Source organism: Halobacillus sp. ABH2_015 (assembly GCF_056158945.1).
In genome coordinates this window covers 727,501-743,862 of record NZ_JBSWUG010000002.1, presented here as the reverse complement: position 1 = coordinate 743,862, position 16,362 = coordinate 727,501, and the positions used below count along the sequence as shown (strand labels likewise).

At 38.9% G+C, this 16,362-nt stretch carries 15 protein-coding genes (1 of these 15 only partly in view); 2 read left to right on the top strand and 13 right to left on the bottom strand.

The window, feature by feature from the left end:
* Positions 1–94: 94 nt before the first annotated feature.
* The 6 genes from ACXAD6_RS03800 to ACXAD6_RS03775 all read right to left on the bottom strand — a co-directional run bounded on the left by ACXAD6_RS03800 (position 95) and on the right by ACXAD6_RS03775 (position 5,923).
* Complete coding sequence (locus tag ACXAD6_RS03800; protein WP_474967701.1) at positions 95–436, bottom strand: hypothetical protein; 342 nt, start codon at positions 434–436, stop codon at positions 95–97.
* A 105-nt stretch (positions 437–541) separates the two neighbouring features.
* Positions 542–1,318 (bottom strand): SDR family NAD(P)-dependent oxidoreductase, encoded by a 777-nt coding sequence (locus ACXAD6_RS03795; RefSeq protein ID WP_474967700.1) that lies wholly within the window; start codon positions 1,316–1,318, stop codon positions 542–544.
* A gap of 697 nt (positions 1,319–2,015) precedes the next feature.
* Positions 2,016–2,300, bottom strand: a complete 285-nt coding sequence (locus ACXAD6_RS03790; protein ID WP_474967699.1) for a hypothetical protein — start codon at positions 2,298–2,300, stop codon at positions 2,016–2,018.
* A 662-nt stretch (positions 2,301–2,962) separates the two neighbouring features.
* Complete coding sequence (locus ACXAD6_RS03785) at positions 2,963–3,238, bottom strand: hypothetical protein (protein WP_474967698.1); 276 nt, start codon at positions 3,236–3,238, stop codon at positions 2,963–2,965.
* Complete coding sequence (locus ACXAD6_RS03780) at positions 3,239–4,039, bottom strand: hypothetical protein (protein ID WP_474967697.1); 801 nt, start codon at positions 4,037–4,039, stop codon at positions 3,239–3,241.
* A gap of 1,053 nt (positions 4,040–5,092) precedes the next feature.
* Positions 5,093–5,923 carry a hypothetical protein gene (locus ACXAD6_RS03775; RefSeq protein ID WP_474967696.1) on the bottom strand — a complete coding sequence of 277 codons (831 nt, stop codon included), beginning with the start codon at positions 5,921–5,923 and terminating at the stop codon, positions 5,093–5,095.
* A gap of 653 nt (positions 5,924–6,576) precedes the next feature.
* Here ACXAD6_RS03775 and ACXAD6_RS03770 point away from each other — a divergent pair.
* Positions 6,577–8,286, top strand: coding sequence for a thermonuclease family protein (locus tag ACXAD6_RS03770; protein WP_474967695.1), 1,710 nt, complete (start codon positions 6,577–6,579; stop codon positions 8,284–8,286).
* 66 nt (positions 8,287–8,352) lie between these two features.
* Here the strand turns inward: ACXAD6_RS03770 and ACXAD6_RS03765 are convergent, their stop codons facing one another.
* Both ACXAD6_RS03765 and ACXAD6_RS03760 read right to left on the bottom strand, forming a co-directional pair.
* Complete coding sequence (locus ACXAD6_RS03765; protein ID WP_474967694.1) at positions 8,353–9,714, bottom strand: diadenylate cyclase; 1,362 nt, start codon at positions 9,712–9,714, stop codon at positions 8,353–8,355.
* A 244-nt stretch (positions 9,715–9,958) separates the two neighbouring features.
* Positions 9,959–10,516 carry a site-specific integrase gene (locus ACXAD6_RS03760; RefSeq protein ID WP_474967693.1) on the bottom strand — a complete coding sequence of 186 codons (558 nt, stop codon included), beginning with the start codon at positions 10,514–10,516 and terminating at the stop codon, positions 9,959–9,961.
* Positions 10,517–10,773: 257 nt separating this feature from the next.
* Between ACXAD6_RS03760 and ACXAD6_RS03755 the strand changes: the two genes are divergently transcribed.
* A complete protein-coding gene (locus ACXAD6_RS03755; RefSeq protein ID WP_474967692.1) occupies positions 10,774–11,556 on the top strand; it encodes a hypothetical protein in 783 nt (260 codons plus the stop codon).
* Between the two features lie 778 nt (positions 11,557–12,334).
* Here the strand turns inward: ACXAD6_RS03755 and ACXAD6_RS03750 are convergent.
* The 5 genes from ACXAD6_RS03750 to ACXAD6_RS03730 form a co-directional block, all read right to left on the bottom strand.
* Positions 12,335–12,649: a helix-turn-helix domain-containing protein gene (locus tag ACXAD6_RS03750; protein ID WP_474967691.1), complete on the bottom strand. Its 315-nt coding sequence runs from the start codon at positions 12,647–12,649 to the stop codon at positions 12,335–12,337.
* Positions 12,650–12,862: 213 nt separating this feature from the next.
* The gene (locus ACXAD6_RS03745) at positions 12,863–13,249 is read right to left on the bottom strand and encodes a helix-turn-helix domain-containing protein (protein WP_474967690.1); all 387 of its coding nucleotides are present in this window, start codon (positions 13,247–13,249) and stop codon (positions 12,863–12,865) included.
* 11 nt (positions 13,250–13,260) lie between these two features.
* Positions 13,261–14,241 (bottom strand): hypothetical protein, encoded by a 981-nt coding sequence (locus ACXAD6_RS03740; protein WP_474967689.1) that lies wholly within the window; start codon positions 14,239–14,241, stop codon positions 13,261–13,263.
* A 195-nt stretch (positions 14,242–14,436) separates the two neighbouring features.
* Entirely contained in the window at positions 14,437–15,423 is a 987-nt protein-coding gene (locus ACXAD6_RS03735; protein ID WP_474967688.1) for a hypothetical protein, read from the bottom strand.
* Between the two features lie 204 nt (positions 15,424–15,627).
* On the bottom strand, positions 15,628–16,362 hold the 3' portion of the coding sequence (locus ACXAD6_RS03730; RefSeq protein WP_474970358.1) for a tyrosine-type recombinase/integrase. The gene runs 246 nt beyond the window's last position; 735 of the gene's 981 nt are visible here — the last part of the coding sequence; its start codon lies off the right edge, out of view; its stop codon occupies positions 15,628–15,630.

Here is a 16,362-nt window from a genome sequence, read left to right as displayed (position 1 = left end):
TCCCCCCTTTTTATTCCTAAAGAGGAATGATTGTCCTTCATCCGCATATAAAAAACCGATGCGGCCTTCATGACAGCATCGGCATTCTTTTTCCTTACATCAGTTGACGTTCATAAACCACTTCGTTCGTCGACACATCCAAAGCATCCACGTTCAGGCTCTTCACCTGGCCATCCTCTGGATTTCGGGATCCCCACAGACGGATATCATTTTTCAAATTGTGATCATAAAAATCCACACGTACCGTCCGCAGTCCATCCTGCTCTTTATGCACCCAGCACTCCTTGAACTCCATCGTCTCTTTCGGCTGGCTCAATATGTAGTCATTCAAGACCTTTTCAAACTCAGGAAAATCAATTTCTCCTTTTTGCAGCCCTTCGGCTTCAAATGTAGCAAACTCTGTATAGTGGTGAATTAAATCTGCGTTTTGACTCACGTTTATTCCTCCTTCACATTCTCTATCCATAGCTTTACCCGTTTCTAATAGATAGAAAACGAGAGAATAGAACAGGTGCCCGGCTTCACGGCGGACACCTGTTACTTATACCCTGGCTGCCATCTCTTCCAACTGTTTGACGAGAGCTTCACACTTATCCAGGTTACGCGCATCCGGATGCGGTTCACCGAACGCTCCGATGTCGTTATCATAATATTGCCCTGAGGCATCCGCAAATTCCTCGGACAAAGCCGCCCGGCACAAAATATCTGCACCAATGTTGATATCGCGTCCTTCTGTTCCGAAAGCCTTTTTCACCATTTTGCTGCCCAGGAGGGACATAGGATTCACAGCAACCACAACAGGCTCCACCCGCCGGGAAAATTCATACGTCCACATCGTCAGCGCCAGCTTACTCTGTGCATACGCCTCTCCGTCTGCAAGCTTCTTCTTCCCGTAAAGAGCCTGCTCATCCACCGTCGACTGCGCAGCCGAGGATAAATTCACGATACGGCTTGAAGCATCCATAAGCGGAAGGAGTGCTTTTGTCAGTTCATAGGGAGCCAATGTATTCACAGCAAAGCGAATGTCCAGTCCCTCGGCCGTGACAGGCTCCGAAGCATTGTAGACGCCTGCATTGTTGATTAGAACGTCCAGGGAATCATGTTTGGCTGCGACTTCCTTTGCCAACCTTCTTACCTCACTCGGAGAAGACAAATCAGCCACATACTGCTCGATCTGCTCATCCCCCAGCTCGTTGGCTACGTCAGCCAGTTTCTCTGCGCTGCGGCCGTGCAGAAGAACCTCATGCCCTTCCTTAACGAGTCGTTTAACTGTCGCCAGACCAATGCCGTCTGTTGCACCTGTGACTACGATCTTCATTGTCATCCTCCTCCTTCAATAACGATCCGTACTCTTTCGATTCCCCAATCCATTAGGAATGGAACCACCTGATTAGGTTCAACTTTTCCGGTTGAATTATTCAAACGGTGGCCGGTTCTTTCTTATCTTCCAGTGTACAATGTTCGAAGATGTAAGCAAAAGAAAGTGTACTAGACTGAAAGATTCACTCTATGATTAGGAAATTACGCAAAAAGACGATATCTACATGAAGTAGATATCGTCTTTCATTCAAGCTATTTAGTACCGGTGGCCGGGGTCGAACCGGCACTCCGTGAGGAACACGATTTTGAGTCGTTTATAAAGAGAAAGTCACGTATATATTAACGAAATATTGCGCTATATTCGACGCTAATTTAAAGTAGCTACTACCACGCCAGTCAAACTATGCACACGATATAGGTTACGCTACCCTTAGTATACTTTCGGTATAAACAATTTACAAGGAATTATTCCCAGTTTTTATTATCGTCTTATTTAGATTGTGCCTATGCTCCTCTCGAAGTCTTTAGCGCACTTACTTTTATCTATTTATACTACACCCGTATAAATCAGGTTAAATGTAACTTTTTCAACTAGCTATTAATATAAGTGTAAAAAGGCGCCCTAATAGGCACGCCTTCTTTTTAAATCACATAGGTCTTATATGTCATCTGTGCGCTTATCATAAGGTCCTTAGCTAACTCGCTTCTTGTGGCGCATTTTGCTTAGATATCCATAACAGAAATTCATCCGGATTATTTGGCTGTAACATATCTGGAAAGCTGTCGATTAATCCTTGTTTATCTGCAGGTTGTCCGTTAATAAAGATATGAAGGTTCCTAGCTTGAGCCTTCCCTATATTCTCTATTATTAGTATATCTTTGTAACCTCTTTTACTATTACCTGGCACTGTTGTTCGTACTAAACGGAAAGCAGCTTTTTTATTATCGGCTATCCTCTCATTTTCCTGCCGTTTTAACATTCTAAACCTACGCGTATTTAGTAAATGCGACCACAAGGAACCTAACGCAGTAACTACGCTAATAGCAAATGCCCATAAAGCTAAGTTATCCCTACGGTACCCCTATAGCATTTCTACGTAAGGTCTTCCGTTGAGCTTGCCGAACTCGACTTTACACGGAAAAAGTTTAATACCCGATCGGCTTTGCGAAATACAAGTCTGTACCCATCCGTTTAATTCATCAGGAAGTCGATATACTACCGGAAGATCCCCTGTTTTAACGGTAGCGATTGGATTAGTAGGCGGCAAATAACATACGGACAGCACTTGGTACAAGCTCCTGTTTCTCTATTATCAGATAACACAGGAACGTCTATGTAAGGGTGTCTGCTTACATCTTTATACACCTTCGCCCCCGCCTTGTTGAGTATAAAATCCGATTGCTCGTCGTGATGAATTAAGTCTAAACCACCCACCTTACCTTTAATCGATATGTTGTACTGACTTCTTCGCTTTTTCACATCTCATGCTTCCTACTTTAGGTTTAGTTAGTTGGAAATGATTCCCTTATGTTGTTCTGAATGTATATTTCGACATGTTACAACTCGTTTACTCTTTTTCACCATGCTCTTTTTATTTTTAAAAAAAAGACGCCCGCAGGCGCCCTTAGTTATTTATCGTATTTAGTTCGTGTTATCTAAGCGTTGTAACGCATATTTTAACTTACTGACTTCGTTTTCACAGTTCGTACATTTACTGCGTTTTTTACTACCGCCTCTAAAATGGAATTTAGATGGATCTAGCATTTCATTACATGAAGTACATTGAAGAGCTATTACATTCCCTACTTCATCTTTCACCTTCGCTCGACCTTTCCTTACTTCGAATGACTCTCCGTCACTTAAATTGACATCAAGTCGGCGCATTAGCTCAGTTCTTAGCTTTCGTAATTCGTTCATTTATCGCCCTCTCCTTTCACTTCTTATCAACCGCCCTAATCCTTCACGCGTCGATATTTCTTTAACGTAGTCCGCTTTACTCGCAAAATATCCGTCTGGATTGTCTGTATAATATGAGAGGTCACGGCTAATCATCGCGAAGACGTTGTTTCGAACAAGATCAGAAGCTACAGAAGTCTTCTCTAAGTGTTCTGCTGCATCTAAGGCACTTTTAGCTTCCTCAGCACCCACTGGTTGCGCATTCCTTAGAACGCCTTCGTACAGATGGCCTAGTTCCTTACGTAAATGTAGCTTATCGTTATCCTTTGAGAGTCCTAGCGTTGTGTTAGTTAGTTCAAATAACGTCGCTTTCAACTCTGCTGCTAGAGCAGGCTCGTCCCCTAGATTTACTATTTGTTCTAGTGCTTCTTTTGCGGTGGACACATTTGTTGCGAAATTTACCCTTGCCGTCAGTTCTTCTAGCTTAGTATTGAAAAAGTGGCGCTTCTTTTCATCTACCTTTGGAAGTTCGGACATTAATATAGCTTCCGCCTCTTCCTTTGCAGCATTTATATGCTTGTTCTTCTCGTCATTCATATGCTTTAGTTTGCGCATTCCTAAAACTTCAGCCTTTTCCTTTAATTGTTCACGCCTCTTATGCTTCCCTTGCGCGCTTAGATCCCCGTTACCAGTGACCTTGTTTACTTCTTCTAGATATTCGTCGCGAAATTTAAGCCATAACGACGTGCTTTCCTTAATAACATTTCGAGCTGCTACTAAACTTTCGTTAATTGATTGTACTGCCTTTTCATTTACTGTCATGTTTTGTCCCCCTGTAGTTTAAAAATCTTTCCATCTGTACAACTCCATATTTGAGTTATATCAGATCTTTTCTTCATACCTTAATTTTCTAATTCTAGTACTTTAATAGATACGTCATCATGGCGCTATAGATACCTGGGAATGTTTTATTAAGTCTTACTTTTACTCAGCGACTCCATTAGCTCCTATGACACATGGGTTACTATGCATAGCACTTTTGATTTACGGGTTATTCTTTCATACATGCGGCCCCCTTTATAATTTTTTATTCGCGGACATCGTTTTCCGAATAACTCTCTCGGTTATTAGCGATTACGGTTACATCAGTTACACGCTCAATAGATATTAACGTTGCCTACACTTATATAGGCGCATTACTTACTCAGCGTGATACATAATACAAAATAAAATAAAAAAAAGACGCCCCAAAAGGCGTCGACAACTAATTAATAATTTATTTAATGATCAATCATGCAAATCTACGAGGTATTTTGGCATCTATAAGGGTCCCGACCATTCTTGCAGAAATCCATTCATGCAGATGTAAGGGACCCTTATTACAGACTTATGTGGCTTTATAGAAATGTAAGCCTCTCTTTGGGGGTTTTAATGAACTAGTAAATGAATAACCCGAAGGTTATTACACAATATCACAAATACGTTTTGCATATGTGTTAGTGGGTAAGATGTCACACTGATCCGCATCAGCCTGACACTCCTTTGCCGTAAGCCCTATAGAGTTCACTGCCCACTATACCAATGAGAGCCCCTAGGACCGCGTTAGAAAAAGATGGAATCTTATTTAAGTTAAGTACAATTTCTATTCCAAACACACCAGAGCTAATCCCTAAAAGGACTAGCAAACAAACCATTACCACAATTAGTAAGATTTTTTCACTCATTTTACCACCCCATAAGCTTTGTTGCAGCTAACGAGGTCTCGAATCCGGTTATTAAATGATGGCTCTCACACGCACCACATCCCTGCGTTTCCTAGCCAATTATAATTATAGAATTATATGATAAATTTTGTATAATCTCACATCACTTTTATTATTGCTCTCTCTTAGCAGCTCGTTCCATGTTTCTAAATTGTTCGCGCACTAAACTCTTGGACTTGTCCTCTAGACTTCCGCGAGCTACTAAGTCAGGATGTATTACGAACCCCTGCAAGCCATATACATCTAACTTCATTAATATTCCTTTCCGTTTCAGGCTACTGAGTCTCGCTGAGGTTTTCTGACGTGATAATCCTACTACATTTGCAATCTGGTTGATTCTAAGTGCTGTTGCGCCTTTCTGGTCTGGCATGTCGCATAAAAGAAGAGTTACGTAGTTTACGTAAGGCATTAATTTATAAATCATTCCTGCTTCCTCTAGCGTCATTGAGTCCAACATTTCACGTGCTTTAATAACGTAAAGCCTAGCGAATAGCCCATTCTTATTACCTGCACCCATATGATGAAAAGCCTCATTTATATAGAAGCGTTTGCCGCGCTTGTATCCTTTGACTCTTAAAACTCCTACCGATTCTAGAACCTGTACTATTTTTGTAACTGCATTTCTACCTTTATTAAAAGCAACTTGCATATCTGCTTGTTTTAACGGTTTGCCTTTACTTACTAATTCCCCCTTTCCACTCAATTGCAAATGTGTTAAGAGACGCATGAGTGCACCTGTTTGCGTTAGGTTCAGGGTTCCACTAACCTCTTTCATGCTGTAGTTGTAGCACTTGATAAAGTGTTTTCTTCCTAAACCCCGCGCATACTTCCTGCCTTCTAAGAAATCTCTTTGGCTCTTTGTCGTATAACTTACTACGTTATCACTTACTACCTCACCAGTTTCTCTATCAAGCAACGTAAGACTATTATTCATTAAAGTCATTTTTCTACCCCCTATGTTTTAGGGTTGCACCCATTAGTAAAGGCACGCCCCTTACGCATTCATAGGCGCAGCTACTCTTAAATCTGATACACACTACTCACATTTAAGTCGGTTAGATCTCGTTTCTTCATAACAGGGAGATCGTAGGGGGTATTTTACAACTATTTATCGTCACCCAAACAATGCATTTTCAGATAAACTGTCACTTATACAGTGCAAAAAAATACCTTTAACAGAGCCTCCATCCCTTGCGCCCGTTGGATTACAGCGTTTCAATCCTCATTATTACTTATGGTATATGGCAGTCTTTTATATTCTCAATTATGCCGCGCATACGCGGTCGATCGGCTTTCACCCTCCGATGTTTCCAATACAGTACAATTATTCTTCACAACTTATTGCGCATAAGTTTAAATATTTAATCTTTTCGAAATATATAGCAAGCCTAGTTAGGCGCAGCTACGGTAGTGCATTTCTACCGTTCTTTCCTATTCATTATCATTATCTATCTTTTGAAGGGTATTATAATCCTACCTATGTGTAGTGGACAGTACATAGCTAAATCAAAACCAATTGTTATAAACTTTGCAACAAAATTCCAATAGTTTGGTATAATTCAGATAGTATAAACAAATCTTAAAGGGTGGGGAGAAATGGGTAAAAACGAAAAGAACAAGGAATCTAAACAAGATAAACTAAAAAAACTCATACAACGTAATCACGCAAACGCCGTATTAGTAGAAAACGCTAGTATAGGTCAGAAACTCGATGTAAACGAGTATGGGGCATTCCTGGAAGACGAACTGATCATATACACGCTAAACCAGAATGAAAATGGCTTAGTAAAAGTCGGTGAAATCACTTGGTCTGAAGGAAAGAATGGTTCGGTAGATCACTTTGCCTTTAAGTCTATATTCGAAGTAGATGGCTCAGCTTTTGTGGTAGGAAATAACGGGAAAGTCATACAGAAGTACTTATCGAATAATAAGGATATACACCTAGAAGTAAAAGAACGTAAGTGGCACGAAAAAGTACTAGGTTTTAGAAGTGGCGCTTTTTGGAAGAAGACTACATCCTCATTGGTATACTTATTTTTGCTCCTAATTTTATTGAACATATTCTTACCTGAGAAATCAGGACCGGCTGTATTTGCGGCTAGTTTACTAACGTTGGGCACAGGTGCAGTCCTTATGGGATTTGCTTTATTTAAAAAGAAGAGTCTAAAAGCAAGTACCTTTACAATACTAGCTGCTATAATTCTATTTTTCTTCAGCTTGTCGTTTCCGTCAGATAACCTTGATACAGCTAGTAAGGAAGTAAACAATACCCCAACCGAAGTAGAAGCAGAGAGTAACGAGCAAAAAGATACAGTTGCTAACGAAGACGAGAAAGAAAGTAGCGAAAAGTCTAGCGAGGACAGTGAAGAGGTCATTGCTACTGCAACAGAAGACGATAAAATCAAAGGCGAAAAAGAATCAAATAGCAACGCAAGCGCAGCAACAAAAGAAAAAGAAAACGAGTCCCCGTCTAAGGAAGGGTTAACTACCGCTAAAGTAACCAACATAGTAGACGGCGATACAATCGATATTAATATCGACGGAAAAGAGGAAAGAGTACGATTACTTCTAGTAGATACCCCAGAAACCAAACACCCTAGTAAGCCTACTCAGAAGTTCGGACCCGAAGCCAGCTCCTTCGCTACCCTTACGCTTTCGGGCGAAACAGTTGAGGTTGAGTATGATGGTCCCAAACGTGACAAATACGACCGGCTCCTAGCTTATATTTGGGTTGACGGTAAAAACTTCAATGAGATGTTATTGCAAGAAGGACTAGCTCGTTACGCTTATGTCTATGATCCTCCTTATACTCATGCCGAAGATATGAAAAAGGCTGAAGCCACTGCAAAATCTGAGGGTAAAGGGGTTTGGAGTATTGAAGGTTATGTAACTAGCGATGGATTTGAAGAGAACGAAAAAGAAGAGGAAGTTATAACTCAGGCAACCGAGTCCACAAATATAGATAAAGATTGTACTGATTTCGCTACAGAAGCGGAAGCAAAATCTTTCTGGGATGAGAATGGCTTTAGCGCAAGTAATGACCCACACCGTTTAGATAGAGATGGAGATGGAGTCCCTTGTGAAAGTTCAAGTAGTAGCCCTTCTAATACCGAAGATTCAACGGCTTCTCAATCTAGTAGCGCCAACTTGAAGTATGATCCTTTTGGTCCAGATAGAGATTGCGGAGACTTTGATACCCACGCTGAGGCTCAGGCATTTTACATTGCAGCAGGCGGTCCTGGATCGGATCCACACCGTTTAGAAGGAAATGACAACGATGGACTGGCTTGCGAGAGTTTACCTTAAACATGAGACCCTTCGGGGTCTTTTTTAATTTCAAACAAAAAAAAGACGCTATAGCGTCTTAGTGAATTAAAGCTGCAATTTCAATTCTCCGTTAACATAAACATTTATATCCCCGTCTTCAGAAACTTTGATAGCTGTACTACCATACATTGACGCATTTTTTGCAGCTATAGAACGAGTACCCTGCTCTGCGTTCCTTTCAACAATTGCTTTATCATACAAAGACTTCTTATTATTAGTTTGTTCTTCAGTTTTTTCAATAAAACGTCCAAAGTCTAATATTTCAAATTCCTCATTCAAGATTACTGCCCCATCTACAGCAGATATTGATTCAAAAAGATATTTGTCCATAGTTTTTATATCTAAAGGCTCAATGCCTTTCTTTAAAATTCCTAGATATAAATTATTAGAAGGTCTTAAAAACATTTCATAATCCGTCAAAGCGTCTACTATAACAAATAAAGCTCCTTTATGTTTTTTCGAAAGGCTCTTCATTGCATCTACAAATGCGGATATTCTTTCAATATTCTCTTCAATTACCTCATCTTTATTAGGTAGAACATCCAACGTATAATATGATAAAAACTGTTCGAAAATAAAGCATTTTAATATATAATAATTCTTATATGTCCACCCTCCATTTTTATAAACTAAATAAACACTTGGTGTTACATACCAAATAACTTCTTGATTAGTAATTTCTATATAGTTTATTCTATCTATTAATTCTCTGGCTGATGATAACATTTCTTCGTTAACCTTATTAAGTTGTTCTGTATCTTTTTCCTCAATTGAATTCAAAAATAAAAGCTTCAATAAAACTTTCTCAAATTTCCCTTCATCGAGAAGAACACTTGTTAAATCCTTGCCGTCTAATTCCTTCTTTAGTACTCCGATGATAGCGAATTTCTCGTTTAACAACAAAGTTAGAGATAGACCATCAACTAATGATAGCGTTTTCTTTTCTTTCGCTATTAACTCTTCAATATCCACTTCTTCTCCAAACATGACTATGTCTATACTATTTACTTTAAGGTGTTCTCGTAACTTACTAGAATCTAATATAAAGCTTAGATTATTGAAATTCCCTTCGTATGTTCTTGTACTAATACTCTTTAGTTTTCTATGAAATCGGTATGCTTTATTATGGACATTGTTATCTTCTTCATTACGAATAAAAAACCTCAGCGCTAGTTCTTCAATAAATGCATCGTATTGGTACAGTTTCTTAAAATTATAATCTGGATTTTTAAGGCTTAATTCAATAAGTTTTCTCATATAATCAATCGTTGTTTTATTTACATTTAAAAGTTCGTTCGGAACTTTAACATCTAACCTTTGAGTCTCATCATTATAAAAAACTTCAAACCCTAAGAACTTTATTAATTCATTCTTCACTTCATCAAACATTTCTACATTAACAGTCATGATTCCCCCCCCTAAGTTATTACACTTTACTTAAAAGTTGAATAGCTTTTGCTAATTAGGTTCTACCCCTGGGAGATTTAAGAGCATCTTCGAACTTTCATCTTCCCTTAATTAACTAAATCTTTAATACGAAAAGTTACTTGACTCGTCAACATAACCGCCCCTCCTTCATCATATATTTTATCAAATATTTCCATTTAAACCTAGTTTTTATATTTTTTAAAAGATGCCCTCATAAACTATCTTAAAGATTTAAGTTAACGTAAGCTTCTTGTATCTCGTCCTTCGTAATTCCTATGTAGCGCATTGTGACGGCTTCGCTACTATGATTTAATAGCTGCATAATTAAAGGTAAGGGGGATCCATTCTCATATAAAAAGCGCCCGCCTGTCTTCCGTAATGTATGTGTGCCTATCTGTAAATTAAGCTTAGCGCGTTCCGCTGCTGCGTTAAGGATTCTATACGCCTGCACGCGACTTATCGGTTTGCTTCCGCCACCTTTACGTGACGGGAATAGGTATGCGTGATGATCTATTACGTGTAGCTGCTTTAATTCCTTTTTAATTGACGCATTAAGTGTAATGATACGTTTCTTCTTTGTTTTCTGCTCAGCGATAACCAACTTATCTTTAGGCGTACCGTTCGCGTTAAATACGTCTGATACTCTTAACTGTAGTAGGTCACTTATGCGGAGCAAACTGTTTATTCCTAGCGAAAATAGTAGTCTATCTCTTCCAGCTGCTAGCGCATTTTTCATCTTATTAATATCTCGCTTACTTGTAATTGCGTCTACACTATTCATATAGCCACCCCGCCTTTTATGTATCATATTAATTAATTAGTTACATTCATTTCTCTTATTGTACTTGCAATATAATGAGATATCAAATAACAAATCAAAATCTTGTATTAAGACCCTATAATAATAATCATTTAATAGTAATGCTACCAGTGCTTATGTTCGTCTTCTAAGCGTAAATGTGAGAATAAAATTATGTTATAGTGGTAATTAATTATTAGATATTACTTAATTTCTAAAAGAGCTTAAGGCGGTGTAAGATGGTTTTTATTTTAGAATCTAGTAAGTCATTTGATTGGGGGAGTTTTTTAGGGGCAATCGGATCAGTGGCAGCAGTTTTCGTCGCACTATTCACCGCTATTTTTCAGGTGTATCAGTTTAGAAAAAGTCGCGAGCCCTTAATCTCACCAGTTATAAAAAAGGTAGAAATCTTATCCCCAATGCTATTAAGAGATTGGAATACAGTTGACAAATTAGAAAAAAAATTTTCAAAGACATCTATATCCGTTAATAATTTTGGCTACACAACGGTGATGGACGTATCGTACAGTTATAGATTTAAAAATTTTTATAATGTTAAAGAATACATTAATACTGAATTCCCTAATGGAGAACTCAATTTGGAAGAAACAGAAGTAAGTGAAACAAAACAAGATTTTACTATTCAAGTCGGTGAACCAGAAAGAACGAACTTCACAAAGAACCATAGGTATAAAAAACGTTTAGACCCCATTAGTGTAGGAGAGAAAAAAGATGTTCCCTTACCGTCATACTTTGTATTGCTTTCCACATACATACTAACCAACTCTCCACCATTAGCAAATGAGGTTTTACCTGAGTTAGAACTTTTCATATACTACACAGATGTCAACCAAAAAAAATGGAAAGTGGTGTACCAAGTAGGATGGGATTATTCTAGAGAAATTGATCATACTGATGAAGGTTTAAGAATTAGAGGCACCATAATTTCGTCCTTTGACAGTAAGATTAAGTTTAAAAAATCAATAATATTTAAAAGGAAGAAGGACAAAGGTTCGAACTGACCTAAGTTTAGAAGGAAATAGTCAATCGAGGATAAGCTTTTCTTACTACCTGAGTTAAAAAATGGCATGTACACTGCTATAACAACTGCTGCTTTATTGTAACACCAGGGTTGGGGGGGAAGAGTTCAGTGTACTCATATACTAGCAACATCACCATAAGTATATTAATACATTTTTCCGAATAATGAATGTAACATAATTAAATAGAGTAACATTAGCGAAGTCTTCCGAAGGTTGATTTAACAACGTTTTGAAGGCTTTTTGTTTTGCGTTTAATTCCGCTTTAATTATACAATTAACAAACGTTGATTTAATAGGCTTCGCAAGACTACGAATGTTATACGTTTCTGTATGAAATACTGCATAAACCAACGCCACCACCCCCTGAGTTATAGCGGTGTCTCTCCCCCGACGCCTGCAGCGGCATATAGACGTATGACGCATGACGGATACTCTGCAGCATACACCACGATACATCGCCGTATCCTGACGCCCTATGTAATACATAGCCCGTGACGTTAACTCTACGCCTTACATTGCGTTATCTAGTTAAAATACGGCATCGCGTAGATTATTAAACTGACATTCCGCCGTTACTGCAATCACAGTACGTTACGTTCCGTCTACATAACCGAAACGCTATATAGTTTTAATATTATCTAAGAAGGTGGTATAATAAAGATCCTAACAAATTCCACTTGGTTAACCCCCTGTGGGAAGTGGCGCCTGTAAATTACCTGCAGGCGTCTTTATATTGCGCTTAACTATTCTTCTGAATTTACCGCTTAAACTTGTCGTCTAAAAACGAAATGATTTCTCTAACGTCATTGGGTGATAGACCACGCTGCTCCACCTCTTCTATTAATAATAGCCAGCCATCATCTAATTGTTCAGCTCCTTCTCCTATCAGGTAACTCACCGACACATCATAAACGGACGCAACTTTTTCTAATACCTCAAAACGTGGTTTTATATCGCCCCTTTCTATCTTAGCTACACCACCGAAGCTAAATCCGATCTTCTCACCTAACTCACGTTGCGTATCCCCGCGCTTCTTCCGCAACTCTCTTACTCTTATACCAATCTCCTTCATAAGTTACCCCCCCTTGAAATTTATACTAGGGCGTCCAATCTACACCCTCAGCGAATATTCTAGCCCCCTATGACACGATTGAGTAAACACGTGTATATACAATGATGCTCTTTCTAACACTGCGATTATATACAAACGTTGAAGTGGCAGGGGTCGCAGCTTTGAAAATACCAACTTATATTAAGTAGTTAAGGTTTACATACACTTAGCTAATTAGTCGCTATCGCAAGTGTAATCAAGCGCAAACTTAACAAGGTTAAACAGCTCTGTCCGTCTGTCTTCGTCAAGCATACCCAATTTCATTATAAGTTCGTTAAGTAGCACTACTTCGTTTTCTTCCAGTCGTTCATCCGTTACTATTTGAGTCTTTAACCTTTCTTCTGCGTCAACTTCATAAACAGGATACAGATCGTTCAAGCTGACACTTAACTCCTTAGCTATCTTGTAGATTGCATTCCGTTCTGGTGCATTACGACCTTTTTCGTATTGTGAAATGGTGTTATGCCGCAACCCTATACGTTCCCCTAGTTCTTGCTGCGTCATGCCCCTCTTTTTACGATACTTGCGTATGTTCTTTCCTACCTCAACGTGTAGATTCATTTAACCATCGCCTACTTTATTCCCAAGGAGTTAAGCAGTTGCTTACTTCCTTCAAGATTCTCATATAGTTCGTCTACGAGGCCCACCAACATGTCAAAAACTAATATGATTTTTAAAGAGTTTATCTCCGTACCGTATGCATTATAATCTCCATGTAGTATTGCGTCTCTTGATAATGCTGACTTAGCCTTTATACCTCGATCGAACCCAGCTAGTAATGTTCTTATATAGTATTCTTTAACTCTTTTTTGAAACGTGTAGTCCGTGTTGACCGAAAATAAATTCCTAATGTATAACTTTTGATGTTTAGGGCGTATCCAGTCACCTGGCTTAGCCACTTCCAAAACTAACATGGAGTCTACTAATACCCCCTCTAATTGCGCAAATAGCGTAGGGACGGTTAATTCGTAATATCCGTTGAGATGGCCATCTATTATTTTATCTAGAATGTGGAACCGTTCGCTTAACCATCTAGACTGATACCATGACTTACGTATATCCCGTAATTGGTCTTCGTTGAACACATCCGCCTTCATATATCGTTCAATTTCTTGCTTAGTGTATATTAGCCCTCTTTCCTCGTATAAGCTGTTTATTTCTTCTATGATGTGCGCAGGAATAGCAGGGTGTGGCGGAAAGTCAACTTTTAACATTATCTTTTCGAAGGTATCGGCTTCTTCCTTAAGTTGATCGGCAAAGTCCGTTAGCTCTTTAATAGCGTCCCTAAAGTTAAGTTGACTACGTATCCGATTTCGAATTTCCTGCATTTCTTGCATATGTTCCATTAAAGGATTACGCATTCTTTTAGCTAAGGCACGTCGGAAAGTACCGGTGATGTTTTGTGCTTCGATAACTCTTGCACGTAACGCGCTTACCAGATCCCCCCTCTTATAAATGTCCGATAAGTCTACATTTTCATATCCTTTAGGCTCCGTATCTCCTTCGAAACTATCCTCACTCTTTTCTAATTCGTTCCACTTCTCATCGTCCATATCGTAGCCCCCTCTAGTAACCTACTATAATTTTACTATTAATGTGATTACTGGAAAACCCTAGGGTGAAACTACTTTGCATTATTAACTTGCTAAAAGCATTAAAAGGGATAACAACGCATTTAATAGGTCTGGTTACAAAGGGATAGTTTCCAATACATTGCCATACTCTGCAGTAAACTGCTATCAAACGCACTAACTTATGTAATCATAGGATAATATGCTTTCTGCTACTGGCTGTCTTTGATAACTGTTTTGCTGCATATCTTCAAGCCAATTATAGAAAACTAATTTAGTATTTGCGCTATAATACGCTGTACGGCGTTCCGATGCGCTTAGTTTCAGGCTAGTTTCGTCGAATAGTTGCTTAGCTGTTCCGTAAAGCAGCGCATAAAAGTCCTTACGTATTTCACCTTGTTTGTCCGCGCGTATTGCACTTCTTAAGCGCCTTAACAAGTCTTGATACGTTTCTTGATCACTTAATATATCGTTGAGTAGATAGCCGTCTATAGCTAGGCAGCTTTTTCTAAATGCTAGTTTAACCTTTTCCCAAGCTGTACTTACTGCAGTTGCTGTACGATCTCTAATAGCTACCGCAGCTACGAAGTCACTTGGAATATCATTACGTGAGAATGATTCATCTAACATATTGGCAGCATTAGAAACGTTTATACGTTCCTTACGTTCATTAAGATCTTTTAGTTTTTTATTAGCTTCTAAAGAGCTAGTTTCCTCTTCTGTTTTTCTTTCATTATCGCTTGCCTCTGTTGGAGTTTCCCTGGCAATGCGGGGTGACGGTGGCGGGGTGTCATTAGATACGACATTAGGGATGATACATGCCACAATATTAATAGGGTTGAATACAAAATAGTTAGCCGAATTCCCGCCGCTAAGTGGGCGCATGTTCTCTACTTTAAAACCATAGCCTTCTAGCTGCATTTTAGCCGTAAAACGCTGCACGCTGCGTGTAGTTGTGCCAGCTTTCTTTGCGATTGTCTTATTATGCATACCACATACACCTAAATATTTAATAGCGTGCTTAGCCATTACGTCCAATATTGCGTGTTGCTTAGGATTGATAGCTGCTCGAATGTAATTAATACGCTTATTAAACTGCGCCTTAGTCTTAAACTGTCCACTAAAAAGTTTCATACCGTAGAAAAATGTTCCTTTATGCTCCATATGCTATATACTCCTTAATCTTCGTATTGGAACATAAGAAAAGTCCTAGCGTTTGCCGAAAAAGTCATTACTTAATAAACCTTTACATCGTAAATTTTATCCTATACGATAAAGGTATCATTAGATTGTTACCGTGGTTGCCGCCACGGGGCTTAGCTGCTTACCTACGGGTAGGCGGCTTTTCTTATGTTTATTTATTATTTTCTATTTAAGAAGATTCAGCGGTGAGAACCTTTTGTGCCCCTCTCTAACGTCACTACCGAATAAATTTACGTAAGTCTTCACAATCTCCATACTTGTGTGTCCTAGTATTGCTTGCAATTCGAATATGTTTGCACCCTGCTGCACACTTAACTTAGCGAATGTATGCCTGAAGGTGTGACAACTACACCGAACTCCTTTAATTCTAGCTAGGCTGCCATACTTAGCTATTCTCTGTTGCAACCCACGTTTCGTTAGCGGTGTATTATCAACCGTAATAAATAAAGCGTCAGTTTCTGTAAAACCACGAATAGCAATATACTTTTTTAGCTGCTTTTTCATTCGTGATTGTATCGGTACTAAACGTTCTCTGTAACTCTTAGCATTTCTTACGCACAACATACTATCTTCCCAACGTATATCTGCTAACGTTAAGCCAACTGTTTCGTTAGCACGAAGTCCCGTTTCCAGTAATAACAGTAAAACAGTATAATCCCTAACGCCTGTAAACGTCTTTAAATCCGGTGTACTTAGCAGATCGTCTAACTGTTCTTTAGTAAACGTTGCAATTACTGTCTTCCGATCACGTAGAAGTTTAATAGCTTCCATAGGATTATTTGGAATGTGCTTTTGCTTATAAAGAAAGTTAAAGAAAGCTCGTAATCCACGTAGCCTAGTATTAACAGTGACGACTTTCGCCCCTTTGTACTTCCGCATGTAACGGATTACGTTTTCCTT